The 23,274-nt window shown below is 67.6% G+C and carries 24 protein-coding genes, 1 pseudogene and 1 riboswitch; of the genes and pseudogenes, 4 read left to right on the forward strand and 21 right to left on the reverse strand.

The window, feature by feature from the left end; translation table 11 throughout:
• Positions 1-46: 46 nt before the first annotated feature.
• From phnN to phnG, 14 genes are all read right to left on the reverse strand, one after another.
• Positions 47-652, reverse strand: coding sequence for a phosphonate metabolism protein/1,5-bisphosphokinase (PRPP-forming) PhnN (gene phnN / locus AB3G45_RS04175; RefSeq protein ID WP_367829384.1), 606 nt, complete (start codon positions 650-652; stop codon positions 47-49).
• Positions 649-1,788, reverse strand: coding sequence for an alpha-D-ribose 1-methylphosphonate 5-triphosphate diphosphatase (locus AB3G45_RS04180; RefSeq protein WP_367829385.1), 1,140 nt, complete (start codon positions 1,786-1,788; stop codon positions 649-651). Before AB3G45_RS04180 ends, phnN begins: the two co-directional genes overlap by 4 nt.
• 1 nt (position 1,789) lies before the next feature.
• Positions 1,790-2,497 (reverse strand): DUF1045 domain-containing protein, encoded by a 708-nt coding sequence (locus AB3G45_RS04185; protein ID WP_367829386.1) that lies wholly within the window; start codon positions 2,495-2,497, stop codon positions 1,790-1,792.
• 105 nt (positions 2,498-2,602) lie between these two features.
• Entirely contained in the window at positions 2,603-4,105 is a 1,503-nt protein-coding gene (gene phnE / locus AB3G45_RS04190; RefSeq protein WP_367829387.1) for a phosphonate ABC transporter, permease protein PhnE, read from the reverse strand.
• Positions 4,106-4,114: 9 nt separating this feature from the next.
• Positions 4,115-5,071 carry a phosphonate ABC transporter, permease protein PhnE gene (phnE, locus tag AB3G45_RS04195; RefSeq protein WP_367829388.1) on the reverse strand — a complete coding sequence of 319 codons (957 nt, stop codon included), beginning with the start codon at positions 5,069-5,071 and terminating at the stop codon, positions 4,115-4,117.
• Positions 5,072-5,297: 226 nt separating this feature from the next.
• Positions 5,298-6,203 (reverse strand): phosphonate ABC transporter substrate-binding protein, encoded by a 906-nt coding sequence (gene phnD, locus AB3G45_RS04200; protein ID WP_367829389.1) that lies wholly within the window; start codon positions 6,201-6,203, stop codon positions 5,298-5,300.
• Between the two features lie 80 nt (positions 6,204-6,283).
• Complete coding sequence (gene phnC / locus AB3G45_RS04205; RefSeq protein ID WP_367829390.1) at positions 6,284-7,132, reverse strand: phosphonate ABC transporter ATP-binding protein; 849 nt, start codon at positions 7,130-7,132, stop codon at positions 6,284-6,286.
• Between the two features lie 151 nt (positions 7,133-7,283).
• Complete coding sequence (locus tag AB3G45_RS04210) at positions 7,284-7,898, reverse strand: DapH/DapD/GlmU-related protein (protein ID WP_367829391.1); 615 nt, start codon at positions 7,896-7,898, stop codon at positions 7,284-7,286.
• A complete protein-coding gene (gene phnL, locus AB3G45_RS04215; RefSeq protein WP_367829392.1) occupies positions 7,895-8,602 on the reverse strand; it encodes a phosphonate C-P lyase system protein PhnL in 708 nt (235 codons plus the stop codon). Before phnL ends, AB3G45_RS04210 begins: the two co-directional genes overlap by 4 nt.
• Positions 8,603-8,604: 2 nt before the next feature.
• A complete protein-coding gene (gene phnK / locus AB3G45_RS04220; protein WP_367829393.1) occupies positions 8,605-9,381 on the reverse strand; it encodes a phosphonate C-P lyase system protein PhnK in 777 nt (258 codons plus the stop codon).
• The gene (locus AB3G45_RS04225) at positions 9,378-10,262 is read right to left on the reverse strand and encodes an alpha-D-ribose 1-methylphosphonate 5-phosphate C-P-lyase PhnJ (protein WP_367829394.1); all 885 of its coding nucleotides are present in this window, start codon (positions 10,260-10,262) and stop codon (positions 9,378-9,380) included. Before AB3G45_RS04225 ends, phnK begins: the two co-directional genes overlap by 4 nt.
• Positions 10,259-11,359: a carbon-phosphorus lyase complex subunit PhnI gene (locus AB3G45_RS04230; RefSeq protein WP_367829395.1), complete on the reverse strand. Its 1,101-nt coding sequence runs from the start codon at positions 11,357-11,359 to the stop codon at positions 10,259-10,261. Before AB3G45_RS04230 ends, AB3G45_RS04225 begins: the two co-directional genes overlap by 4 nt.
• Before the next feature lie 4 nt (positions 11,360-11,363).
• Positions 11,364-11,972 carry a phosphonate C-P lyase system protein PhnH gene (gene phnH / locus AB3G45_RS04235; RefSeq protein ID WP_367829396.1) on the reverse strand — a complete coding sequence of 203 codons (609 nt, stop codon included), beginning with the start codon at positions 11,970-11,972 and terminating at the stop codon, positions 11,364-11,366.
• On the reverse strand, positions 11,972-12,442 hold the full coding sequence (gene phnG / locus AB3G45_RS04240) for a phosphonate C-P lyase system protein PhnG (protein WP_367829397.1): 471 nt from the start codon (positions 12,440-12,442) through the stop codon (positions 11,972-11,974). Before phnG ends, phnH begins: the two co-directional genes overlap by 1 nt.
• Positions 12,443-12,549: 107 nt before the next feature.
• Between phnG and phnF the strand changes: the two genes are divergently transcribed.
• Positions 12,550-13,305: a phosphonate metabolism transcriptional regulator PhnF gene (gene phnF, locus AB3G45_RS04245; RefSeq protein ID WP_367829398.1), complete on the forward strand. Its 756-nt coding sequence runs from the start codon at positions 12,550-12,552 to the stop codon at positions 13,303-13,305.
• Here the strand turns inward: phnF and AB3G45_RS04250 are convergent.
• The 7 genes and pseudogenes from AB3G45_RS04250 to AB3G45_RS04280 form a co-directional block, all read right to left on the reverse strand.
• A complete protein-coding gene (locus AB3G45_RS04250) occupies positions 13,283-14,059 on the reverse strand; it encodes a class I SAM-dependent methyltransferase (protein WP_367829849.1) in 777 nt (258 codons plus the stop codon). The genes phnF and AB3G45_RS04250 overlap by 23 nt on opposite strands.
• Positions 14,059-14,865, reverse strand: coding sequence for an ABC transporter ATP-binding protein (locus AB3G45_RS04255; RefSeq protein WP_367829399.1), 807 nt, complete (start codon positions 14,863-14,865; stop codon positions 14,059-14,061). The genes AB3G45_RS04250 and AB3G45_RS04255 overlap by 1 nt, the downstream gene beginning before the upstream one ends.
• Positions 14,862-15,890 (reverse strand): FecCD family ABC transporter permease, encoded by a 1,029-nt coding sequence (locus AB3G45_RS04260; RefSeq protein ID WP_367829400.1) that lies wholly within the window; start codon positions 15,888-15,890, stop codon positions 14,862-14,864. Before AB3G45_RS04260 ends, AB3G45_RS04255 begins: the two co-directional genes overlap by 4 nt.
• On the reverse strand, positions 15,887-16,927 hold the full coding sequence (locus tag AB3G45_RS04265) for an ABC transporter substrate-binding protein (protein WP_367829401.1): 1,041 nt from the start codon (positions 16,925-16,927) through the stop codon (positions 15,887-15,889). Before AB3G45_RS04265 ends, AB3G45_RS04260 begins: the two co-directional genes overlap by 4 nt.
• 156 nt (positions 16,928-17,083) lie before the next feature.
• Positions 17,084-17,317: riboswitch (cobalamin riboswitch) on the reverse strand.
• A gap of 54 nt (positions 17,318-17,371) precedes the next feature.
• Positions 17,372-17,737 carry a hypothetical protein gene (locus AB3G45_RS04270; protein WP_367829402.1) on the reverse strand — a complete coding sequence of 122 codons (366 nt, stop codon included), beginning with the start codon at positions 17,735-17,737 and terminating at the stop codon, positions 17,372-17,374.
• A 69-nt stretch (positions 17,738-17,806) separates the two neighbouring features.
• Positions 17,807-19,219 (reverse strand): annotated as a pseudogene (locus AB3G45_RS04275) (NAD(P)-dependent oxidoreductase); the annotation flags it as partial.
• Between the two features lie 118 nt (positions 19,220-19,337).
• The gene (locus AB3G45_RS04280) at positions 19,338-20,177 is read right to left on the reverse strand and encodes a 3-keto-5-aminohexanoate cleavage protein (protein ID WP_367829403.1); all 840 of its coding nucleotides are present in this window, start codon (positions 20,175-20,177) and stop codon (positions 19,338-19,340) included.
• Positions 20,178-20,268: 91 nt separating this feature from the next.
• Here AB3G45_RS04280 and AB3G45_RS04285 point away from each other — a divergent pair, with 91 nt between their 5' ends.
• From AB3G45_RS04285 to glnH, 3 genes are read left to right on the forward strand one after another with little or no spacing between them, the layout of a single operon-like run.
• Positions 20,269-21,153 (forward strand): MurR/RpiR family transcriptional regulator, encoded by an 885-nt coding sequence (locus AB3G45_RS04285; RefSeq protein ID WP_367829404.1) that lies wholly within the window; start codon positions 20,269-20,271, stop codon positions 21,151-21,153.
• Positions 21,150-22,487 carry an aspartate aminotransferase family protein gene (locus tag AB3G45_RS04290; RefSeq protein ID WP_367829405.1) on the forward strand — a complete coding sequence of 446 codons (1,338 nt, stop codon included), beginning with the start codon at positions 21,150-21,152 and terminating at the stop codon, positions 22,485-22,487. Before AB3G45_RS04285 ends, AB3G45_RS04290 begins: the two co-directional genes overlap by 4 nt.
• Before the next feature lie 20 nt (positions 22,488-22,507).
• Positions 22,508-23,248: a glutamine ABC transporter substrate-binding protein GlnH gene (gene glnH, locus AB3G45_RS04295; RefSeq protein ID WP_367829406.1), complete on the forward strand. Its 741-nt coding sequence runs from the start codon at positions 22,508-22,510 to the stop codon at positions 23,246-23,248.
• The last annotated feature ends 26 nt before the right edge of the window (positions 23,249-23,274 follow it).

Below are 23,274 nucleotides of genomic sequence, written 5' to 3' on the forward strand. Positions count from 1 at the left end.
CGCAATTTCGGACGCAAAACCGCTGCGCACTTTTGCTGAAATTGCTCTAGCTGTCTGGCCCGAGGGTGGAGGAAAGCAGGCGCACGAGGGCATCGCCCGCCTCCTCCAGTGCGCCGCTGTTGTCGATGACGACCGTATCGGCGGCCACGACGATCTCCGGCACGGCGCGGTCGAGCCGGCGGGCGATGGCCTCGCCGCTTTCCCGGCCGCGGGCCGCAAGACGCGCGGCCAGGATGTCCGCGCGCGCGGTGATCAGCACGACCTTCAGCCGCCCGTAAGCCTCGGCAAAGGCGGGCAGCGCCGATCGGCTGCCATTGGCGACCAGCGTCATGCCGCCCGCGAGCCGGTCGAAGGTTTCGCGCGGAATGCCGTAGGAGAGGCCGTGCGCATCCCAGGAGACCGCAAAATCTCCGGCCGCTGCCCGCGCGCGGAAGCCTGCCGCGTCGATCGCCTCATGCGCCTCGCCGCCGGCATCCGTCGGGCGGGTGATGACGCGGCGCACGAAGCCGAGGCGCGGCTCATCGGCAAAATGCCGCGCGGCATAGGACATGACGCTGTCCTTGCCGGCGCCGCTGGGGCCGACGACGACGACCATCGTGCCGGCCGCGACCGGCCGCGGCCGGGCCGAAGCGATTTCCTCCTCCGCCCTCATGCGACCCGGCGGCCCTGCCGCCAGACCGAGCGCACCACCGGCACGCCGGAGGGCCGGCGCACGCGCGCGAGGTCGGCCCGCAGGCCGATGGCGATGGTGCCGCGGTCGTCAAGGCCGACGGTGCGGGCCGGCGTCGTGGACACCATGGCGATGGCGCGCGGCAGGTCGATGCCCTCGACCTCGTCGGCAAGGATGAAGGGGGCGTGCATCAGGCTGAAGGGCACGTAATCGGAGGAGAGCACGTCGAGCACGCCCATCGTGGCAAGGTCCCGCGCGGCGATGTTGCCGGAATGCGACTTGCCGCGCACGATGTTCGGCGCCCCCATCAGCACGCTCATGCCGGCGCCGTGCGAGGCCTTTGCCGCATCGAAGCTGGTCGGGAATTCGGCAAGGCGGATGCCGTAGCCGATCGCCTCCTCGACATGGTCCAGCGTCGCGTCGTCGTGGCTGGCGACCGAGATGTTGCGGGCGGCGCAGGAAGCGGCAATGGCATCGCGGTGCGGCTTGGCATAGCGGGCCGAAAGATCCTGCTGGCGCTGGCAGAAGGCCGCGAACTCGTCGTCCGTCAGGCCGCGCTTCTTCTTGTAGTAGAGGATGTACTGGTCCATCGTCTGGAACTGGCGCTGGCCGGGCGCATGGTCCATCAGCGAGACGAGGCGGACCAGCGGGTCGTCCTCGAACTCCGCATAGTGGTCGAGCACGTTGTCCGTCGAGACCTCGCAGCGCAGGTGGATGAGGTGCTCGGCGCGCAGCCGGTCCTCGTCTTGGGCCTCGGCAATGGCGTCGGCCATGGCGCGCATCTCGCCCTGCTCGAAGCCGCCGTCCGAATCCGAGCCCATGCGCAGGCAGTCGAACACGGTGGTGATGCCCGAGGTGACGACCTGGGCGTCATGCGCCTGGATGGCCGCCGTCAGGCCCCAGCGCACGCCGGGGCGCGGCGAATAGTGGGCTTCGAGATGGTCGGTGTGCAATTCGACGAGGCCGGGCAGGAGGAAGTCGCCCTCCATGTCCTCGCCCGTGGCGGACGCACCTTCGGAAATGTCCGCGATCAGGCCATCGCGGAGCACCAGCGTGCCGTCGAGGACCCGGTCCTCGAGCACGATACGGGCGTTGGAAAGAACGGTTTCGCGGGTCATGTCAGGCGGTCTTTCTGTTGGCTGCCGCTGCGAGCGGAAAAAGCGAATGGACGGTAAAATCGGCGCCGCGCGAAGGCTCGCGGAAGAGCGCGAGGCCGTCGATCAGAAGCGGGCGGTCATGGAAATCGGCGAAATGGGCAACAAGCGCCGCCTCGACCGCCGCCTGCCGCTCCGCCGGAACGCGCCCCGTCAGCGTCATATGGAAGCGGAATTCATCGAACACGTAGGGATAGCCCCACTGCACGAGGTTCCGGCGCTCTTCGGCGGTGAGTTCGTCCGGCTTGCGGCGGGCGATGTCGGCGGAGGCGAGCGGCGCGCGAAAGCGCTCGAAGCGGCGCACCACCTCGCCGGCGAAGGCCTGCAGCGGCGCGCAGTCATCCCCGGGCACCAGCGCGAAGAACGAGCCGAGGCGGCCGATGACGGCCCGCGGGATCTCGAAGGGCTCGACCTCGCCGGCAAAGCGGCCGATTTCCGCCAGGAGCTCCGCCTCGCTGCGGCCCTCGGCAAGCGAAAAGGGCGCCTTCAGCGTCGCGTGGAAGCCGTAGCGGCGCGGATCGGCCGTCAGGCCGGCGAGCGCCGCCGCATCGAACCCATCCGCGACCGGCCGCTCCAGCGCCGCCCCCGTAAAAGCATTGCGCCCCAGCCAGCGCTGGGCGGCAAGGGTCAGCGGGTCGCTTGCGGGCGGGGTGAAGTAGAGGGCGTAACGCAATGGTTCATTCCTGTGAAAACCGTTCGACGCCGCCGGTCCGGCGGCGTCGGCACTTGAAGGGATTCGTGTGGCAGCATCATGCCGCCACGCCGGATCTTTCGCCACTCAATGCGCCGGCCTGCCCATCAGGCGCGAGCGCAGCGCATTCGAGATGCCGTCGAAGACGAAGACGACGACAAGGATCAGCAGCACCATGTAGGCGACGTTCTCCCAGTCCGAATTCGTGCGCATCGCTTCCCAGAGTTTCAGGCCGATGCCGCCGGCGCCGACCGCGCCGATGATCGTGGCAGAACGGGTGTTCGATTCCCAGAAGTAAAGCGCCTGCGAGGCAAAGAGCGGCATGACCTGCGGCAGCACGCCGAAGCGCTGCACCGCGACTGGCGCCGCGCCGACCGACTTTACCCCCTCGCGCTGCTTGTCGTCGATATTCTCCAGCGCCTCGGAATAGAGTTTTCCCAGCGTGCCCGTATCCGTGAAGAAGATCGCCGACATGCCGGCGAGCGGCCCCGGGCCGAAAGCGCGGGTGAAAAACAGCGCCCAGATGAGCATGTCGACCGAGCGCAGGAAATCGAAGAGGCGCTTGGTCAGCTGGTTGGAGAACCAGCTGCGCGTGATGTTGCGCGCGGCGAGGAAGGCGAGCGGGAAGGCGAGCAGCATGGCGAACAGCGTGCCGACGAAGGCCATGACGATGGTCTGGAGCAGTTTTGTCCAGACGTCGAGATGCTGCCATTCCGCATTGTAGAGGATGTTGTCCCAGGCAAGCTGCAGGTTCGACTGCTTCGGGTCGATGCGCTCGCCCGACGTCACCAGAGAGACGACCGCCGGCATGGACTTGCCGTGGAAGGGCGAATTGGTGTCGAACAAAAAATTCGCCCAGCCGAAGAAGCGCCTGCGAACCGAGACGTCGTCGGCCTCGATCTCGCCCCAGCCGGCCATGCCGAAGGAGAGCGTGATCTTCTCCCCGGGCGTCTTCTGCGTCGCCCAGGCGGGAAGCGCGCCCTCGACCGTCATGTCGGCGCCGGCGATCTCGACGAGCAGCGTCTCGCCGGAATGCCGCACGGTCACCCGGTCCGGCACGACCTCGACGCTCGTCGAGGAATTGAGCGTGATTTTCGCGCGCGTGACCACTTCTTCCTCGCGCGTCGTGGCGGTCGCGACGGCATCGGCGGCGGCGGCCGCACCGCCGACCGTGCCGCCCGATCCCATGAAACCCATCGAGGCGGGCTTCCTGGCGGTGTCGGCGGCAGCCCCCGCGGCAGGCGTGATGCGTATCATCGTGCCGCGCTCGATCGCCACCCAGTCGGGCTCGGCATCCGGTCCGAGCGGCGAGAAGCGCGGATAGGTCAGCGTCATCGCGCCGTCGGGGTCGATCGTCACCTCCGGACGCACTTCATACGAAACCCAGTCGGCGAGATAGGTGCCGGCGATGTTCCAGTTGGCCGTGCCGAGCACATGGCCGATGGCGAAGAACCACCAGCAATAGAGCGCGTAGAGCACGAAGCCGCAGGCGATGACGGGCACGCGGAAGCGCTGCCAGAACGAGCGATGGAAGACGGCCGGATGGCGTGCCGCGATCTCATCCATCCGGGCGGGATTGAGGGACGTCATGGCACTCTCCTATTGGGCCGGCCGGAAGGCTTGGTCGCCGACGAGCTTGCGGCGCAGCCAGGCGGAAAACTGGTCGACGGCGATGATGGTGATGAGCAGCAGGAGCACGATGGCGAGCGTCTTGGCCTGGTGCCCCTGGCCGATGGACAGGCGCAGCAATTCGCCGATGCCGCCGCCGCCGACCGCACCGATGATGGTCGAGGCGCGCACGTTGATCTCCAGGCGCAGCAGGAAGTAGCTCATGAAGTTGGGCAGTACCTGCGGCACGATGCCGAACCAGACGCGCTCCACCCAGCTGGCGCCGACGGCGCGAAGCCCCTCCTCCGCCTTCATGTCGGCATTCTCCACCACTTCGAAGAAGAGCTTGCCGAGCGCGCCGACCGTGTGGATCGATACGGCGATGACGGCCGGCAGCGGGCCGAGCGAGAGGATCGCGAGGAAGAAGCCGGCGAGCACGACCTCGGGAAAGGCGCGCAGGATCTCCATGAAGCGCCGCACCGCGCCGCGCAGCAGGCGGTTGGCGACAAGGTTCTTCGCCGCGAGGAACGAGAGCAGGAAGCCGAAGGCCATGCCGATGACGGTGGAGAAGATCGCGATGTTCAGCGTCTCCAGCATCTTGTGGAAATATTCCGGCACGTAGAGGCTCTCGGTGATGTAGAGCCGGCCTTCCGGATAATTGTACTTGAAGCTGCCGTCGTCATAGGGCGACGGCAGGTCGAACAGCGCGCGGAAGACCTCCAGGCCGTCGCGCGGCACCATGTCGCCGACGAAGTCGAAGAAATGCGGCAGCCGGTCGAAGAACTTTCCCGCATTCGTCTCGTTGGCGAACCAGAGCGAGCCGGAAAGCGCGACCGCCAGGATCGCAAGGCCGAGCCAGGTATGAAGGCGGCGGCGGGCCGTCAGTTCCTGGAAATGCCGCTCGATGAGCGCGCCCTTCTCGCTGAAGCCGTCGTGAAGCGTGTTCATGGCCATGGTCTGTCCGCCTCGGCAGAGTTCTGTGTGTGCTCATCTGATCGTCGATAGAGCCCGTAAACCTCTCCTCCGTCATGGTCGGGCTTGACCCGACCATCCACGAGCCGCAGGTGCCGCGTGGATCCTCGGGTCAAGCCCGAGGATGACGTAGAGAGTGGGGTGACGACGTCAGCAAGAGCGCCAGCCGGTTGTCCAGCCGGCGCCGGAAGCATCGTCCCGATCAACCGCCGATCGTCGCCTTGCGGGCGTCGATGATCGGCTTGTAGAAGTCGACATTGACTTCGGTGAAGGCCGTGAAGTCGCCGCCCATGACGGCGGCAAAGCAGGCGGCGTCCTTCTTCGGCAGGTCCAGCATGAACTGCTTGAACTTCGCCTTGGTCTCGTCGGCCATCGAGGTACGAACGACGATCGGGCCGTTCGGGATCAGCGGCGACTTCCACAGTTCGACGAGTTCGTTCATGTCGAGAATGCCCTTCTCGACCATCTTGTGCAGGTTGCCGGACGTGTAGCCGTCCTTCCACTCGCCGACGCCCGAACCGAAGGTCGTGCCCGCGTCGAAGGTGCCCTTCACGACTTCGAGGACGAGGTTCTCGTGACCGCCGCCGAAGCCGGTCTCACCGAAGAATTCCTTGACCGGGCCGCCGACGGCTTCCGGCAGGGTGACAAGCGGGACGAGGTAGCCGGAGGTGGAGTCCGGATCGGCAAAGCCGAGCTTCTTGCCCTTCAGGTCTTCCAGCTTGGTGATGCCCGAATCCTTGCGGGCGACCATGATCGAATGGTAGCCGGTCGACCCGTCGGTCTGGACGGTCGTCAGGATCGGCTCGACGGCGTCGGCCTTGGCGAGGTAGATCTTGGCAAAGCCGGAAGCGCCGAGTTCGGCATAGTCGAGCGTGCCGCCGAGCAGGCCCTGGATGACGCCGTCATAGTCGGCGGCCGGGAAGAACGAGACCTTCTCGAAGCCGAGTTCGGCCTTCAGGTGATCGCCGAGGCACTGGTAGTTGCGCAGGCGGTCGGCTTCGTTCTCGCCGCCGATGATGCCGACGCGGAATTCCTTGAGGTTTTCGGCCTGCACATGGCCGGCGAGCGCGATGAGCGCGACGGCGCCGAGAAGAGCTTTCTTCAGCATGGTCTTTCTCCTGTTTGACCGGCTTTGCCGGGCTCTTTGAAACGATGACCCTTCACGCGGGCCCTGCGATCCCGGTCGGCTCAAAGGCCGGCCAGTGCCAGCGGTGTCAGGCTGGCGGATTCCTTGGCGTTGTCCTGGCGGGCCGGGTTGCGGATCGCCGTGGAGGTCATGCTTTCGTCGATCCCGGCGCCGTCAGCGCCGGTGCCGTAGATCATGCGCACGGCTTCGGCATCGAGGTCGCGCGCCGGGCCGTCGAAGACGACGCGGCCGGCAGACATGCCGATGATGCGCTCGCAATAGGCGCGCGCCGTGTCCAGCGTGTGCAGGTTGGTGATGACGGTGATGCCCTCGCGCTCGTTGATGTCGCGCAGCGCGTCCATGACGATCTTGGCGTTGAGCGGGTCGAGCGAGGCGATCGGCTCGTCGGCAAGCAGCATCTTCGGGTTCTGCATCAGCGCGCGGGCGATCGCCACGCGCTGCTGCTGGCCGCCCGACAGCGTGCCGGCGGGCTGGAGCGCGGTCTGCTCGATGCCGAGGCGTTCGAGCGCGGCGATCGCCATGATGCGCTCCTCGCGGGTGAAGAGATTGAGGATGCTCATGGCCGTCGAACGATGGTTGAGGCGGCCGAGCAGCACGTTGGTGAGCACGTCGAGGCGCGGCACCAGGTTGAACTGCTGGAAGATCATCGCGCAGTCGCGCTGCCAGTTGCGAAGGGCCGCGCCGCGCAGCGAGGACACTTCGACCTCGTTGAAATGGATCGTGCCCTCGCTCGGGTCGGCAAGGCGGTTGATCATGCGCAGCATGGTGGACTTGCCCGCGCCGGAGCGGCCGATGACGCCGACCATCTGGCCCTGCGGGATGTCGAAGGTCACGTCGGCGACCGCGGTGCGCTCGCCGAAACGGCGGGTGACGTTCTTCAGTCGGAACATGGCGAATCCCTTTGATTTCCGTGGCCGACCCCGGGGGGCCGTGTCGTTTTCGGGACTGGCTCTAAACGCTGTTGATGAAGGGGCAATGTCAGTTTCATGTCGGGAAGATAACAGTCCACAGACCCGGATTTCCGGCTTCGCGAGGCGCCGCCTACCCCTCGTGACGGGCGAGAAAGCCTACTGTGTCAAGTTTGCGAAAGTCGTCCAGAGCCGTGCGCAGCCGGGCGTGATCCCAGTCCCACCAGGCGAGTTTTTCCATGCGTTCGGCGATGGTTCGGGGGAAGCGTTCGCGGATGACTTTAGCCGCGACGCCGCCGACGACCATATACGGCTCGACGTCCTTCGTGACGACCGCGCCCGAGCCTATGACGGCGCCGTTGCCGATCGTCACACCCGGCAGGATGGTCGATCCGTGGCCGATCCAGACGTCATGGCCGATGGTCACGCGATGATCGCGCCGCCATTCGAAGAAGCCGGCCTCCCGGTCGGCGTCCGGCCAATAGTCGTTGGCGCGATAGGTGAAATGGTGCAGGGTCGCGCGCCACATCGGATGGTTCGTCGCGTTGATGCGCACCGAGGCGGCGATGTTGGCGAACTTGCCGATCGTCGTGCACCAGACGGAGCCGCCGTTCATGATGTAGGAGTAGTCGCCGACCTCCGCTTCGCTGACGCGGCAGTTCTCGTCGATCTCCGTGTAGCGGCCGAGCACCGTGTCGGAGACGACGGCGGTCGGATGGATCAGCGGCGTTTCGGACAGCCTCGTCATGCGACGGCCTTTCGCGGCGAGAAGGCGGAGACGTCGACGATGCGGTCGGCAACCTTCTCGCGCACGTCCTCGTCGTGGAAGATGCCGAGAAGCGCGACACCGGCGGCCTTCTTCTCCGCGATCATCTCGACGACCACGGCGCGGTTCTTCGCATCGAGCGAGGCGGTCGGCTCGTCGAGCAGCAGGATGCGGTGATCGGTGATGAAGCCGCGGGCGATGTTGACGCGCTGCTGCTCGCCGCCCGAGAAGGTGGCCGGCGGCAGCTGCCAGAGTTCGCGCGGCAGGTTGAGGCGCGCCAGCATCGCTTCCGCCAGCGCCCTCGCCTCGGCGGCCTCGACGCTGCGCGCCGTCAACGGCTCGGCGACGACGTCGACAGCCGCGACGCGCGGCACCGTGCGCAGGAACTGGCTGACATAACCGAGCGTCGCGCGGCGCACCGACAGGATCGTGCGCGGATCGGCGGCCGCGAGATCGAGCAGGCGGTCGCCGTGCTCGATGAGAATCTGGCCGCTGTCGACTGCATAGTTGCCGTAGACCATCTTGAGCAGCGAACTCTTGCCGATGCCGGACGGGCCGCCCAGCACGACGCATTCGCCCGCCTTCACCGAGAAGGCGACATTCGACATGACGGGCAGGCGGATGCCGTCGCGAAGATGCATGGTAAAACTCTTCGCGACTTCGGAGACAACGAGGGGAGTAGCCATGGTCACACCTGAAGGATGGAGGAGACGAGGAGCTGGGTATAGGCTTCGCGCGGATCGTCGAGCACGCGGTCGGTCAGCCCCTGCTCGATGACGACGCCATCCTTCATCACCATCATGCGGTGCGAGAGGAGACGGGCGACGGCGAGGTCGTGCGTGACGATGATCACGGACAGGTCGAGGTCCTGCACGAGGCCGCGCAGGAGATCGAGCAGGCGGGCCTGAACCGAGACGTCAAGGCCGCCCGTCGGCTCGTCCATGAAGACGAGGCGCGGCGATGTGACGAGGTTGCGGGCGATCTGCAGGCGCTGGCGCATGCCGCCGGAAAAGGCGCGCGGCTGGTCGTCGATGCGGTCGGTGCTGATCTCGACGCGGCCGAGCCAGTTGCCGGCGGTCGCGCGGATATTGCCGTAGTGGCGCTCGCCGACGGCCATCAGCCGCTCGCCGACATTGGCGCCGGCCGACACGGCCATGCGCAGGCCGTCCGCCGGGTTCTGGTGCACGAAGCCCCAGTCCGTGCGCATCAGGAAGCGGCGCTCCGCCTCGCTCATGCGCGAGAGATCGCGCATCCCGCCGTCTCGCATGCGGTATTCGACCGAGCCCGAGGAGGGCATCAGGCGGGTGGCGAGGCAATTGAGCAGCGTCGTCTTGCCGGAGCCGGATTCGCCGACGATTGCCAGGACTTCACCTGGCCAGAGATCGAAGGAAACGTTCTTGCAGCCGATGCGCGCACCGTAGAATTTCGAGATGTCGCGGACCTTGAGAAGCGAGGTGTCGGTCATCGTGCGGCCTCCTTGTCATAGGCGAGAGAGCCGCGATGGCCGTTCGCGCAGCGTTCCTCGCAATGGTCGGTGTCCGAGCAGACGAACATCCGCCCGCCCTTGTCGTCGAGCACCACCTCGTCGAGATAGACATTCTCCGCGCCGCACAGCGCGCAGGGCTTGTCGAAGGTCTGGATCTCGAAAGGATGGTCCTCGAAATCGAGGCTGACGACCTCGGTATAGGGCGGCACGGCGTAGATGCGCTTTTCGCGGCCCGCGCCGAAAAGCTGGAGCGCTTCGGACATGTGCATCTTCGGATTGTCGAATTTCGGCGTCGGCGACGGGTCCATCACATAGCGGCCCTCCACCTTCACCGGATAGGCGTAGGTCGTGGCGATATGGCCGTTGCGGGCGATGTCCTCATAGAGCTTGACATGCATCAGGCCGTATTCTTCCAGCGCATGCATCTTGCGCGTCTCGGTCTCGCGCGGTTCGAGGAAGCGGAGCGGTTCGGGGATCGGCACCTGGTAGACGAGCGTCTGGCCGGCCGTCAGCCTCTCCTCGGGAATGCGGTGGCGCGTCTGGATGATCGTCGCCTCCCGCGTCTTCGTCGTCACAGCCACATTGGCGACCTTCTGGAAGAAGGCGCGGATGGAGACGGCGTTGGTGGTGTCGTCCGCCCCCTGGTCGATGACCTTGAGGACGTCGTCGGGGCCGAGGATCGCCGCCGTCACCTGCACGCCGCCGGTGCCCCAACCGTAGGGCATCGGCATTTCGCGCGAGGCGAAGGGCACCTGGTAGCCGGGGATGGCGATCGCCTTCAGGATCGCCCGGCGGATCATGCGCTTGGTCTGTTCGTCGAGATAGGCGAAATTGTAGGTCGCCAGTTGTGCCGTGCTCATTCTGCGGCCTCCGGAAGATCGGTGTTCTGCGCGGCCTCGTATTCCCGCCGCATGCGGCGCACGAGATCGAGTTCGGCCTGGAAATCCACGTAGTGCGGGAGTTTCAGGTGCTCGACGAAGCCGGTCGCCTGCACGTTGTCGGAATGGGAGATGACGAATTCCTCGTCCTGCGCCGGGGCGACGATGTCCTCGCCGAATTCCTCCGCGCGCAGCGCCCGGTCGACCAGCGACATGGCCATGGCCTTGCGCTCGCTCTGACCGAAGACGAGGCCATAGCCGCGGGTGAACTGGGGCGGGTTCTTCGCCGATCCCTTGAACTGGGCGATCATCTGGCACTCCGTCACCTGGATGCGGCCGAGCGAGACGGAAAAGCCGAGTTCCGGCATGTCCAGCTCCACCTCGACCTCGCCGATGCGCACCTCGCCGACGAAGGGATGGGTGCGGGCATAGCCGCGCTGCGTGGAATAGCCGAGCGCCAGCAGAAAGCCCTCGTCGCCGCGGGCGAGCGCCTGCAGGCGCAGGTCCCGCGCCATCGGGAATTCCAGCGGCTCGCGCGTGAGGTCGCCGGCGACATGGCCGTCCGGCAGGCTGCCGTCCTCCTCGACGAGGCCCTCACCCGCGAGGATGTCGGAGACCCGCATGACCGGCTCGCCGGCCTCCTCGCGTTCCAGCGGCGCATCGACCGCTTCGTCGGTGAGCAGCGACGGATCGAGCAGGCGGTGGGTATAGTCGAAGGTCGGGCCGAGAAGCTGGCCGCCCGGCAGGTCCTTGTAGGTCGCCGAGACACGGCGCTCGACAAGCATGTCGCCCGTCTCGACCGGCCTGGAATAACCGAAACGCGGCAGCGTCGTGCGATAGGCGCGCAGGATGAAGATCGCTTCGATCATGTCGCCGCGGGCCTGGCGCACGGCGAGCGCGGCGAGCGAGCGGTCGTAGAGCGAGGCTTCGGCCATCACGCGGTCGACGGCAAGGCCGAGTTGCGCGACGATCTGCTCGATGCCGATGGCCGGCAGCGAACGGTCGCCGCGGCGGCGGTCGGCGAGAAGGCGGTGGGCGTTGGAGATGGCGGCTTCGCCACCCTTGACGGCAACATACATGGGTCTACGCCTCCTTCACGCTGATGAGTGTGGTGCGCGGCAGGCAGAGGATGCTTTTGCCCGCAACGAGGATCACGTCGACGCCGCGCGGAAATCCCTGCCGGTTCTCCGACCAGAAATGCGCGAACATGTCCGGCAGGCCGACGGGCGCGATCTCCGCCTCGCTGCGGATGCCAGGCCCCCGCAGCACGAGCGGCCGGCCGCCCTCGAAGGCGTCGATCTCGACGACCAGCGTCGTCGAGCGATCCGGATATTCCTGCGTGCCCTGCGCGAAGAGGCAGAGGTTCGGCAGCATCGCGCCCTCCTCGACGAAGGCGAAGCGGGCATCCTGCCGCGCGTCGGTGACGGTCGCGCCGGCATTGAAGGCGAGCCAGGCCGGCAGCGCCGAAGCCGCAAGCGCAGGGGTCAGCCAGACGGCGGTGTCGTGGTCGCAAAGCGTCAGCGCGAGCGCGCCGGCCGCAGCATTCAGCGGCGCGGGCGGCGCGACCGTCGCGTCCACCGTGCCGATCGTGCCCGGGCGGGCCATGCAGTCCATCAGCGTGCGAAAGACGGCCTGGGCCTCGAACACCGGTTCCTTGAAACCGCCGGCAAAGGCGAGCGTATCCAATGTCATCAGTCCTCTCCGCGAACCATGGTGAAGAAATCGACGCGGGTGGCGGCGGTCTGGCGTGCCTTCCCGGCATCCTCGCCGGCGAGGCGCGCGGCGATCCCATCAAGCAGCGTCTCCACCCCGGCCCGGTGGGCCGGCTGCTGGAAGAGGGCGTCGAAGATCGCCGCAAGCCGCGCCTTGGCGCCATCGGTGCCGAGCGCCTGGCCGTGGCCGACCGTGCCGTCGTCGAGACGGATGCTCGCGCGGGTCACCGTCGCCTCGCCGAGATTGAACGGCGCCCCGCCGCCGCCTATGCGCCCGCGCACCATGACGAGGCCCGTCTCCGGGCCGCGCACCGGCCGGGCGTCCGGCTTGTCGGCGAGCGCTTCGAACGCCGCATGAAGTTCGGCCCGGCTCGCCTTCGCAAGCAGGCCCATCGCCCTCTGCCGGGCGCCGGTCGCGGTGGGCTCCGCGGATTTCTGAATGGATGCCATTGCCTCATCTCCAAATGTCTATTAATCTAGACAACCGAACATCTTGAGTTTCGTCTTAATCGGGCGGAATGACAAGGGTGTGACAATGCAGTTCGGCGGGGGCGGAAATGGTGGAACGGCAATCGGGCGTGGCGCTCTGGCGGCAGATCGCGGACCGCATGCGCCTTGCGATCAACAACGGCGATTTCGACGAAACCGGCATGATGCCGCCGGAGACGGTGCTGGCCGGCCGCTTCGGCGTGAACCGGCACACGGTGCGCAGCGCCATGGCGGCGCTTTCGGAGGAAGGCATCGTCAGGCCGATCCAGGGCATCGGCACGCGCATCGAGCGGCGCGACCGCCTGCGCTTTCCCATCTCCCGCCGCACGCGCTTTTCACAAGGGCTCGGCGACCAGACGCGCGATCTGGAAGGGCGGTTGCTGGCGGCCGCGACGGAGGCGGCGCCCGCCGCGATCGCCGCGGCGCTCGGCCTTGCGCCCGGCACGCCCTGCCTCCGTCTCGAAACCGTCAACAGCGCCGACAGACGCCCGGTTTCCTGCGGCACGCATTATTTCCCGGCCGACCGGTTCAGCGGGATCGACACGGCTTATGAGAGGACGCGCTCGATCACGGCGTCGTTTCGCGAACTCGGCGTGTCCGACTATGTGCGCCGATCGACGGAAATCTCCGCCATCCATGCCGAGGGCGACGATATCCGCCACCTCAAGCTCTCGCCGGGGGCCATCATCCTCGTGGCGACGGCCGTCAATACCGATCTCGACGGCGTTCCGATCCAGTTCTCCCGCACGCGCTTTGCCGCCGACCGGGTCAAACTGACGGTGGAGCCGGAGCTGGACGGGGCTACTTCCGGCAGCAGAGGATGAAGCGGCGGTAAAGCAGGGTGCGCAGCCTGTTGCGCAGGTCCGCCGTGCGACGCTGGGCCTTGGCGATCGGCGCATGCGAGCGAACCGTCATATCGCGAAAACCCGCCGCCGCCAGCAGCGGCAGCACGCGCTCGACGGTGAGCCCGTCGCCGAAGGGCAGACGCTGCATGATGCCGGCGTGCCGGTCGCTCATCGCGCCGTCATAGTGCGGATCGGAGCCGATCACCTTGTCGATGAGGGCGATGGCCCGGCTCGCCAGCCGCCCAAGGCGGGTCGGCGCGGACCAGTCGCCGTCGAAGAACAGCAGGATGCCGCCGGGCTTCAGCATGCGGTGCCATTCGGCGAAGGCCGCATCCGGCGTCGTCAGCGTCCAGACGAGATGGCGGCAGACGATCGCGTCATAACTCTCGTCCGGCTCCATCGGGTTTTCCGCATCGGCGAGCAGGAAGCGAAGGCCTTTCGCGCCGGCATGCTTCTTCCGCGCCACCGCCAGCATCGCCTCGGAGAAATCGAGCGCCGTCACTTCGTGGCCGAGCGAGAGGAGAAGGCGCGTCACCTCGCCCGTGCCGCAGGCAAGCTCCAGCACCCGGCGCGGCGCGGGGCCGAGGTTCTCCCGGATCGCCGCCGCCCAGGCGTCGAATTCGGGGCCTTCGGGAATACGGTGGCCGAAGGCGAGATCGAAGGTTTCCGAGCGGCGCGACCAGTAATCGCGAATGTCTTCCTTCAGGTGGTCGTTGAGGCGCGGGCCGTGCATCATGTCCCCTCGCCCGCAACCAGCTTCAGACGCGGCGGCCGCGGCTCCGGCCGGCGATAGCGGATGAAGCAATTACCGGCGCCGTCGCGCTCGACATCGACGGTGACGCCGAAGACGTCGTTGAGGCGCTGCGGCTCCAGGACCTTGCCGGGCGTGCCGAGCGCGACGATGCGGCCGCCCTGCATCACGGCGATGCGGTCGCAGAACATGGCGGCATGGTTGAGATCGTGCAGCGCGGCGACGACGGTCAGCTCCTGCTCGCGCACGAGCTGGAGCAGGCTGATCTGGTGGCCGATATCGAGATGGTTGGTCGGCTCGTCGAGGAGCAGGATCGGCGCCTGCTGGGCGAGCGCGCGGGCGATGTGCAGCCGCTGGCGCTCGCCGCCGGACAGCGTGTGCCACAGCCGGCCGGAAAAATGCGCCATGTCGACCTCCTCCAGCGCCCGGTCGACGATGGCGTCGTCGGCGCGCGACCAGGGCGTCAGGGCGCCGAGATGCGGCGTGCGGCCGAGTTCGACCGCCTGGCGCGCGGTGATGCGCTCGGTCGTCTCGGCCTGCTGCTCGACGAAGGCGATGCGCCGGGCGATCGCCTGCCGGCCGTGGTCCGCGAGCGGCTTTCCGTCGAGCGTCACCGCGCCGGCCTGCGGCGTGCGGATGCCGGCGATCAGCGACATCAGGCTGGTCTTGCCGGAGCCGTTGGGGCCGATGATGCCGAGGAATTCGCCGGAGCGCACGTCGAGCGAGACGTCCGACAGGATGCTCGCGCCGCCGACCGACCAAGAAAGGTTTTGTGCCGAAAGGGTCACGGGGTCGACCTCCTCTGGCTGAGGATGAACGCGAAGGCCGGCGCGCCGAACAGCGCGGTGATGACGCCGATGGGCAGCACCTGGCCGGGGATGATGACGCGCGACAGCACGTCCGCCGCGATCATGAAGATCGCGCCGATCAGCGCCGAGGCCGGCAGCAGCAACCCATGCCGCACGCCGACCACCATGCGCGCGGCATGGGGAATGACGAGGCCGACGAAACCGATCGATCCCACGATGGAGACCATGACCGCCGTCATCAGCGCCGAGACGGCGATCAGCACGACATAGACCCGGCGCACCGGAATGCCGAGCGAGGCGGCCGATTCCGTGCCGAAGGTGAAGGCGTCGAGCGCGCGGGCATGCCAGAGGCACACGAGAAGGCCGAGCACCGCCACCGGCAGCGCCAGCCAGACATCCGGCCAGCGCACGCCGGAAAGATTGCCGAGCAGCCAGAACATGATGCCGCGCGCCTGTTCCGCACTCGCCGCCTTGGTGACGATGAAGGAGGTGAGCGCGTTGAAGAGTTGCGAGCCGGCAATGCCCGCAAGGATGATCGCCCCCGTGCCGCGGCCCGCCCGCACGGCAAGCGCGCTGACGAGGCCGAAGGCGACGAGCGCGCCCAGGAAGGCACCGGCAGGCAGGGTCAGCGCGCCGGCGCCGATGCCGAGGATCGCGACGGAGACGGCGCCGGTCGAGGCTCCGGCGGAAATGCCGAGGATATAGGGATCGGCAAGCGCATTGCGCAGCAACGACTGCAGGATGACACCGCACAGCGCAAGGGCCGAACCGCAGCAGGCCGCCACCATCGCCCGGCTCAGCCGGTAGTTCCAGATGATGCCTTCGTCGATGGGTTCCAGCGGATAGCCGGCATTCCAGAGGCGATTGGCCGCCGTCTTCGCCACGACGTCGAGCGGAATGGCGGTCTCGCCGACGGCGGCCCCGACGCCGAGGGCGAAAAGCAGGAGAACGAGCGCCGCGACAGCGGCGCCCGTCCGAAGCAGGATAGGATGATCCGCCGTCACTTCGCCAGACCAGCCTTTTCGATGGCGTCGGCGAGCAGTTCGATGCCCTCGATGGTACGGATCGTCGGGTTCATCGCCTGCGCGTCCATGTCGAAGACATAGTTGTTCTTGACCGCCGGCATCAGGCTAGCGACAGGATCCGTCTTCAGGAAGTCCAGCTTGGCTTCGAGGCTGTCGAGCGGATAGCGGCGGCGCTCCATGGAGCCGGCTACGATCATCGTCGGCGCGGCCTTCGCGATGGTCTCCCAGCCCACGGTCGGCCATTCATCGTCGGTCTTGATGATGTTCTCGATGCCGAGCGCCGACATGATATAGCCCGGCGCGCCGTTCTTTCCGGCGACATAGGGGTCGGCATCGGCGGCGCTGGAGAACCAGAAGACGGCCGAGAGCTTGCCTTCGGCGGCGGCGACCTTGGCGCGGGCCGCCGCCTCGCGGGCCTTCAGCGCCGCGACGACCTCCTCGCCCTTGTCCTGAATGTCGTAGATCTGCGCCATTTCGCGGATTTCCCGGTAGACGAGCTCCATGGTGAAGACCTGGTGGCGCACGCCGTCGCTCGCCGCGCTGTTGTCCTTGCCGACACAATCGGAAGGCGACGTATAGACGGGAATGCCGAGTTCCTCGAATTGCTCGGGCTTGGCGACCACGCCTTCCGGACCCACCTGCCACTGGAACTGGACGGTGACGATATCCGGCTTCTTGCCGAGCACGCTCTCGAAGCTCGGGTCATTGTCGGCGAGGCGGTCGATCTTGGCGTTGACCTCCTCGTAGCCCTTCAGGACCGGACCGACCCACAGCGCGGTGCCCACCACCTTGTCGGCAAGGCCGAGCATGTAGAGGATCTCGGTCGAGCTCTGGCCGATCGACACGGTCTGCGTCGGCGCCTTCTCGAAGGTAACGGGACGGCCGCAATTTTCCAGCGTCAGCGGATACTGCGTCGCGGCCGCCCGGGCGGCACCCGACGAGAGGACGAACACGGCCGCGCCGGCCAGCGCGGAAAGGAGGGATGCGGCGCGCGCGGCCGCAGGCAGAATGATCATGGATTTCTCCCGGATGAGTGAAAGCGTGCGGGCTCAGCCGGTGCGCCGAGAGTGGCGAGCCGATTGCGGTCGGGAGAAAACGAGTGAAGCTCTGCCGTTGCGGGCAGCCAGGGTCGTCATGGGGTCTCCTGTTCCGGGCATCCCCGCCCGTGACTTGGAAAGTGGTTCGACGACGGCAGGTCTCCTGGCTCACGGATATCTGCTGCCTGTCTGCCTTCCCGCGGGAGAACCGCAGTGGCATGACGCAAAACGCGTCCAAGGACAGGCGGCAATCCGCCTACAGTTGCGGGGGCAGCCACGGAATGGGCCCCTGTTGGGGTCGTCCGCACCGTGTTCCCTATTAATCCCCTGGGAGTCATCCCTCGGGGAACCGTCTCGACATCCTTAATCCGCCGCGCGCGGCGGCGTCAAGGCGCTGAAGGTCTCCAAATGGATCGGTTGCGGTCAGTTGCCCGTGCCGTCCGGCGTCACGCGCTGGCTTTCCCCGCCGGTGCCGGAATCCGCATTGGGATCGCGGTCCGTCGGAACGGTCTCGCCCCCGCCCGGAACCGTGTCGTCGATCGTGCCCTCAGCCGGCGTGCCGCCGGAGGTGGAGGACGACTGGTCCGTGTCGACGGTCGGATCGGTGCTTTCGCCCCAGATCTCCACGGCGCCCCAGACGAGGAAGGCAAGCGCCAGGCTGATGCCGAGCACTTTCAGCACCGGCCGCCCCAGGCCGCCCTGGCGGGTTTCCCGCGCGGCATAGTCCTTGCGGGCGGGCTCGTGCGTGCGGGTCAGCGGATCGCCGCGTTCGTCTTGCTGATGGGTCATGGCGGTCACTCCCTGAAAAATGTGTCGGGGAGGGAACTTATGGTGACGGGGAAAGTTCCCGGAGCCGCCTCAGGCCTCGGCGGGACCGTCCAGCCCGAGCGCTTCGAGAAGCCGCTGCTGGCTTAGGAGAAGCTGGGTGAGCGCGGTCACGTCGCCGGCCGCCGGCTGGTGCGTCATGCCCTCGTCCACCGCCTCGACGATCGCCTCCAGCGTATCGAAGATTTCGCGCGCGATGCCGTGCAGTTCGGAGAACCGCGGGTCGGCGACGGCGGCGGCGAGCGTGGCGGCCGTCACGCGGCCGATGCCGTGCGGCACCTTGGCCCCGCCATCGACATAGCCCTCCGGCAGGTCGCCCTTGAGATTGCGGACACGGCGGTGGCGGATGACGTCGATGATCTGGTCGACGGCCTGGCAGGCGCCGGCGACGCGCGAGGGATGGTCGGTATCGGCCGCCGCATGCGGCAGGAGTTCGAGCTTGCCGGGATGGCGGGCGGCGAGCGTCAGATAGGGCAGCATGGGCCCGCTGAGCGCGCCGCTCGCCGCGTCCTTGAAGAGATCGGCGTCGATGGCGGCGTGGCGCACCTGGCCGGAGGCGAGCGCCCGGTCGAGCGCGCCGGCATCCACCACCTCGCCGCGGTCGTAGTTGACGACGACGGCGCCGCGGTTCATCGCCGCGAGCACGCCGTCGCCGACGATGCCGGCATTGGCGTAGGCGCGCGTCACCGGATCGAGCCGGCCGAGGCCGACATGCACGCTGAGCGCATCGGCGCCCGCCGCCGCCTCCACCGGAGAGGCGGCATAGTCGAACCCTTCCGCCTCGATCCACCGGCGATGCTTTGCGCGCGCGTGGATCGCCACGCGCATGCCGAAGGCGCGGGCGAGCTTCGCCACCTCGCGGCCGATATTGCCGTAGCCGACGACCGCCATGCGGCGCCCCTCCAGCTTGGCCGTCGGATAGGACTTGAGGTCGCGGCCGGTGTCGAAATCGCCGCTCGCGACGCGCTCGTGCAGATGATCGACCGGCAGGTCCGGCGTCACCTTCAAAAGCGCCTTCATGACCATCTGGGCCGTGGCGCGGCTGTTGATGCCGGGCGTGTTCATCAGGGGCGCGATGCCGCCCTCCCCGTTGCCGCCGCCCCAGGAGGAAGAGCCCATATTGCCGGTGCCGGCGCCGATGCGCACGCCGCCGAGCGGAAAGACCGCCTGCCGCGGAATGAAGGTCGCGGCGGCGATGAGGGCGTCATACTGCCCGCGTGACGTCTGCGCCAGGATCTCCGCCTCGGTGCTGATATCCGGCTGGTAGAAGAAATGAATGCCGGGCGGCAGGGCCTCGCCCTGGTAGGCCGCATCGTGGAAGGTGCCGCCCCGTTCCGCGATATGCGCCGCGACCTCGCTGAAATCGGGCCGGCCCGCGCCGTCGAACCGCAGGCCGATCAGGTCGGCGATCAGGACGCGATAGGCCCGCTCGGGATCGTCGAGCCGCGCGCCTTCCGGCAAAGCCGTGTTTCGATCCTGCATGGCGCCCTCCCCGCTCGTCCCTTTTCTTCCGTAAGGGAGTTTTCCGGGCCTCGCAAGCGGCGGTGCGCCATCGCCCGCCCGGTCACGACCGGACGTGAAAACCCTCGCGCATGTCCGTGGCGCTGCACGGAGCATATCCGAGCCGGCCGAGCGCCGTCGCGACGGTTTCGACGAGGTCGGCGTTCGAGGCGGCGAGGCTGCCGTCGGGCCTGAAGAGATTGTTCTCGAAGCCGACGCGGACATGGCCGCCAAGGAGGGCGCCCGCGGCAACGCACGCCGCCTCATGGCGGCCGAAGGCGCAGACGCTCCAGTTGGAAAAGCGCGGCGCCTCCGGCGCGAGGAAGGCTAGGAGGTCGGCAGGCTGCGAGGTCTGGGACAGGGTATAGCGGCCGAGCACGTAGAGCACCGGAATATCCGGCCAGGGCACGAGGCCGCGGCGGATCATGCCTTCAAGGCGGATCGCCTCGGCAGGTTCGTAGAGGATGATCTGCGGCAGGACGTTTTCCCGCTTCATCCAGGAAAGCACCGCGGCGAAGGCGGGTTCGGCGGCCCCGTCCGGCGCGAGTTCGCGCAGCGCCAGCGAGGCCGCCTCCGGCCTCACGGCCTTCAGCACGGCGATCTGCTCGGCGGGCGCATAGAGGCCGAGCGCTTCCGTGGTGATCTGGACGATCAGCCGATCGCCCACCGCCGCGCGGATGGCCGCAATCGCCGCCCCGTAGGCCTCGGCGTCGAGAAGATGGCGGCCGTCGGCCCGGCGCACATGGGCGTGGATCATCGCCGCGCCCGCCTCCAGGCATTGCGCGGCGGTGACCGCCAGTTCGGCCGGCGTCAGGGGAATGGCGGGGTGATCGGCCCTCACGCGCCGGCCGCCGTTCGGCGCCACGGCGATGGCCACGCGGCGCGGTTCGGGAGAATCTGTCATCGTGCGTCCATAGAATGATTCATCTGGATCATAATTCTATATAAATGAAACAAGTGTTGCAATCCCATTTGGAAGGGTGTATTCGATCGCCATGCAAACCGGCCCTCTCGCAGATCAGATCGTCCAGGCCTTCGACACCCTGTCGGAGCAACTCCAGGCCGCCGCACGCTATGTGCTGAACCAGCCGCGCGAGGTCGCGCTGCTCTCCATGCGCGAGCAGGCGCGGCAGGCGGGCGTGCAGCCCGCGACCATGACGCGGCTTGCCAAGCATCTCGGCCTTGCCGGCTACGAGGATATCCGCCAGGCCTATGCGGACGCCATGCGCGGCGATGTGACGGGCTTTGCCGGCCGCGTCGGCGCGCAGGCGAAAAGCCAGAAGCTCAAGGGCGACCAGGTGCTGGCGACCGACATGCTCGGCGGCATCGCGGCCCAGATCGGCCGGCTTTCGCAGCCGCAATCGCTGGAAACGCTGGTGGAGGCCGCCCGCCGGCTCGGCGCGGCGCGGCGCATCTATTGCCTCGGCCTGCGCTCCAGCCATTCGCCCGCCTGGCACCTGCACTACATCCTCTCGCTCGCGGGAAAACACTCGGTCATGCTCGACGCCGTCGGCGGTATCGGCGCCGATGCGCTCGCCAGCGCGACGCCGGAAGACGTGATGGTCGCCGTCAGCGTGCTGCCCTATACGCGCCAGACGATCGAGATCGCCGATTATGCCGGCGCGGCCGGCGTGCCGCTGGTCGCCATCACCGACAGTCTCGTCTCGCCGCTCGCCCAGCTTGCCGCCTGCACGGTCGTCATCCCCACCGAAAGTCCCTCGTTCCTGCACACCATGTCGCCGGCCTTCGTCGTCGCGGAAGTGCTGGGCGCGCTGGTCGCCGGCCAGGCGGGGGATGCGGCGGGCGCGGCGCTGGCCGCCGTCGACCGCCAGTCCGCCGCCCTCGACACCCATCTCAAGACAAGGATGAAGCGTCCGTGACCCGCCTTCTGCATCGCGCCATCCATTCCCGCATGCCGGTCGCCGTGGGCGGCCGGGGCATCGAACTGTTCGATGCCGGGGGCAAGGCCTATATCGACGCGTCGGGCGGTGCGGCCGTCTCCTGCCTCGGCCATGCCCATCCGGCCGTCATCGCCGCGCTGCACGAACAGCTCGACCGGCTCGCCTATGCCCATACCGGCTTCTTCACCTCGGAGGCCGCCGAGGCGCTGGCCGCCCTCCTCGTCGAGGATGCCCCCGCCGGCATCAGCCATGCCTATCTCGTCAGCGGCGGCTCGGAAGCGGTCGAGGCGGCGCTGAAGATGGCGCGGCAATATTTCGTCGAGAAGGGCGAGCCGCAGCGCCGCCACATCATCGCGCGCCGGCAGAGCTACCACGGCAATACGCTCGGGGCGCTTGCCGCGGGCGGCAACGAGTGGCGGCGGCAGCAGTTCAAGCCGCTGCTCGTCGAGACCCACCATATCGACCCGTGCTACGCCTACCGCCTGCAGGAAACCGGCGAGAGCGACGAGGCCTATGCGGCCCGCGCCGCGCAGCAGCTGGAAGACAAGATCCTCGAACTCGGCGCCGATACGGTCATCGCCTTCGTCGCCGAGCCGGTCGTCGGCGCCACGGCCGGCGCCGTCCCGCCGGTTGCCGATTATTTCAAGCGCATCCGCGCCATCTGCGACCGCTACGGCGTGCTGCTTATCCTCGACGAGGTGATGTGCGGCATGGGGCGCACCGGCACGCTGCATGCCTGCGAGCAGGACGGCGTGGCGCCGGACCTGATGACCATCGCCAAGGGGCTCGGCGGCGGCTACCAGCCGGTCGGCGCCGTGCTGCTGTCGGAAAAGATCTTCGAGGCTTTTGCCGGCGGCTCCGGCTTCTTCCAGCACGGCCACACCTATATGGGCCATCCGATGGCGGCCGCCGCCGGCCTTGCCGTGCAGCAGGTCATCCGGCGCGAGAACCTGCTCGCCAACGTCGTCGCCATGGGCGCGGAGCTGGAGCGCCAGCTCGTCGAGCGCCTCGGCAACCACCACCATGTCGGCGACATCCGCGGGCGCGGCCTGTTCCGCGGCGTCGAGCTCGTCGCCGAGCGCGCGAGCAAGCGGCCCTTCGACCCGAAACTCAAGCTCAACGGCCTCATCAAGAAGGAAGCCATGGCGCGCGGCCTGATGGTCTATCCGATGGGCGGCACGATCGACGGCCGGCAGGGCGACCATGTGCTCATCGCCCCGCCCTTCATCGCCGGGCGCGCGGACATCACGCGCATCGTCGAGCGGCTTGGCGACGCCATCGACGCCGCAACGAGCGCCCTTCCACACGCATAACCAAGCAAAGGGGAACGACCATGAAACTGCGTACCATTCTATTTGCCGCCTTCGCATCGGCCCTCGCCTTCAGCCAGAGCGCGCGGGCCGAGGACCTGGTGGTCGCCACCGACACGGCCTTCGTGCCCTTCGAGTTCAAGGAAGGCGACAAGTATGTCGGCTTCGACATCGACATGTGGGACGCCATCGCCAAGGAGATCGGCGTCACCTACACGCTGCAGCCGATGGACTTCAACGGCATCATCCCCGCGCTCCAGACCAAGCAGGTGGACGTGGCGCTCGCCGGCATCACCATCAAGGACGAGCGCAAGAAGGCCATCGACTTCTCCGACGGCTACTATGACAGCGGCTTCCTGCTGATGGTGCCGGCGGACAGCACGGTCACGAGCGCCGAGGACCTGAAGGGCAAGATCCTCGCGACGAAGACCGGCACCTCGGCGACGGACTATGCCAAGGAGCACTTCAAGGAGACGGAACTGCGCCAGTTCCCGAACATCGACAACGCCTATCTGGAACTCCAGACCGGCCGCGTGGACGCCGCCATGCACGACACGCCGAACGTGCTCTACTACGTGAAGACGGCCGGCGGGGGCAAGGTGAAGGCGGTCGGCGAGCAGATGATGGCGCACCAATACGGCATCGGCTTTCCGAAGGGCAGCGAGCTGGTCGCCAAGGTCAATGCCGCGCTCGCCAACATGAAGAAGGACGGCCGCTACACCGAAATCTACAAGAAGTGGTTCGGCGCCGAGCCGAAACTCTGACGCCTTAGCCCCGGGCGCGCCGGCAC

The sequence above is a fragment of the Shinella sp. S4-D37 genome (assembly GCF_040812195.1).
Taxonomy (GTDB): domain Bacteria; phylum Pseudomonadota; class Alphaproteobacteria; order Rhizobiales; family Rhizobiaceae; genus Shinella.

Bases quoted from the DNA above. Each gene is read 5' to 3' on its own strand.
- phnN (WP_367829384.1), bottom strand. From the start codon at position 652: ATGAGGGCGGAGGAGGAAATCGCTTCGGCCCGGCCGCGGCCGGTCGCG.
- AB3G45_RS04180 (WP_367829385.1), bottom strand. From the start codon at position 1,788: ATGACCCGCGAAACCGTTCTTTCCAACGCCCGTATCGTGCTCGAGGAC.
- phnE (WP_367829387.1), bottom strand. From the start codon at position 4,105: ATGACGTCCCTCAATCCCGCCCGGATGGATGAGATCGCGGCACGCCAT.
- phnE (WP_367829388.1), bottom strand. From the start codon at position 5,071: ATGAACACGCTTCACGACGGCTTCAGCGAGAAGGGCGCGCTCATCGAG.
- phnD (WP_367829389.1), bottom strand. From the start codon at position 6,203: ATGCTGAAGAAAGCTCTTCTCGGCGCCGTCGCGCTCATCGCGCTCGCC.
- phnC (WP_367829390.1), bottom strand. From the start codon at position 7,132: ATGTTCCGACTGAAGAACGTCACCCGCCGTTTCGGCGAGCGCACCGCG.
- AB3G45_RS04210 (WP_367829391.1), bottom strand. From the start codon at position 7,898: ATGACGAGGCTGTCCGAAACGCCGCTGATCCATCCGACCGCCGTCGTC.
- phnL (WP_367829392.1), bottom strand. From the start codon at position 8,602: ATGGCTACTCCCCTCGTTGTCTCCGAAGTCGCGAAGAGTTTTACCATG.
- phnK (WP_367829393.1), bottom strand. From the start codon at position 9,381: ATGACCGACACCTCGCTTCTCAAGGTCCGCGACATCTCGAAATTCTAC.
- AB3G45_RS04225 (WP_367829394.1), bottom strand. From the start codon at position 10,262: ATGAGCACGGCACAACTGGCGACCTACAATTTCGCCTATCTCGACGAA.
- AB3G45_RS04230 (WP_367829395.1), bottom strand. From the start codon at position 11,359: ATGTATGTTGCCGTCAAGGGTGGCGAAGCCGCCATCTCCAACGCCCAC.
- phnH (WP_367829396.1), bottom strand. From the start codon at position 11,972: ATGACATTGGATACGCTCGCCTTTGCCGGCGGTTTCAAGGAACCGGTG.
- phnG (WP_367829397.1), bottom strand. From the start codon at position 12,442: ATGGCATCCATTCAGAAATCCGCGGAGCCCACCGCGACCGGCGCCCGG.
- phnF (WP_367829398.1), top strand. From the start codon at position 12,550: ATGGTGGAACGGCAATCGGGCGTGGCGCTCTGGCGGCAGATCGCGGAC.
- AB3G45_RS04250 (WP_367829849.1), bottom strand. From the start codon at position 14,059: ATGCACGGCCCGCGCCTCAACGACCACCTGAAGGAAGACATTCGCGAT.
- AB3G45_RS04265 (WP_367829401.1), bottom strand. From the start codon at position 16,927: ATGATCATTCTGCCTGCGGCCGCGCGCGCCGCATCCCTCCTTTCCGCG.
- AB3G45_RS04270 (WP_367829402.1), bottom strand. From the start codon at position 17,737: ATGACCCATCAGCAAGACGAACGCGGCGATCCGCTGACCCGCACGCAC.
- AB3G45_RS04280 (WP_367829403.1), bottom strand. From the start codon at position 20,177: ATGACAGATTCTCCCGAACCGCGCCGCGTGGCCATCGCCGTGGCGCCG.
- AB3G45_RS04285 (WP_367829404.1), top strand. From the start codon at position 20,269: ATGCAAACCGGCCCTCTCGCAGATCAGATCGTCCAGGCCTTCGACACC.
- glnH (WP_367829406.1), top strand. From the start codon at position 22,508: ATGAAACTGCGTACCATTCTATTTGCCGCCTTCGCATCGGCCCTCGCC.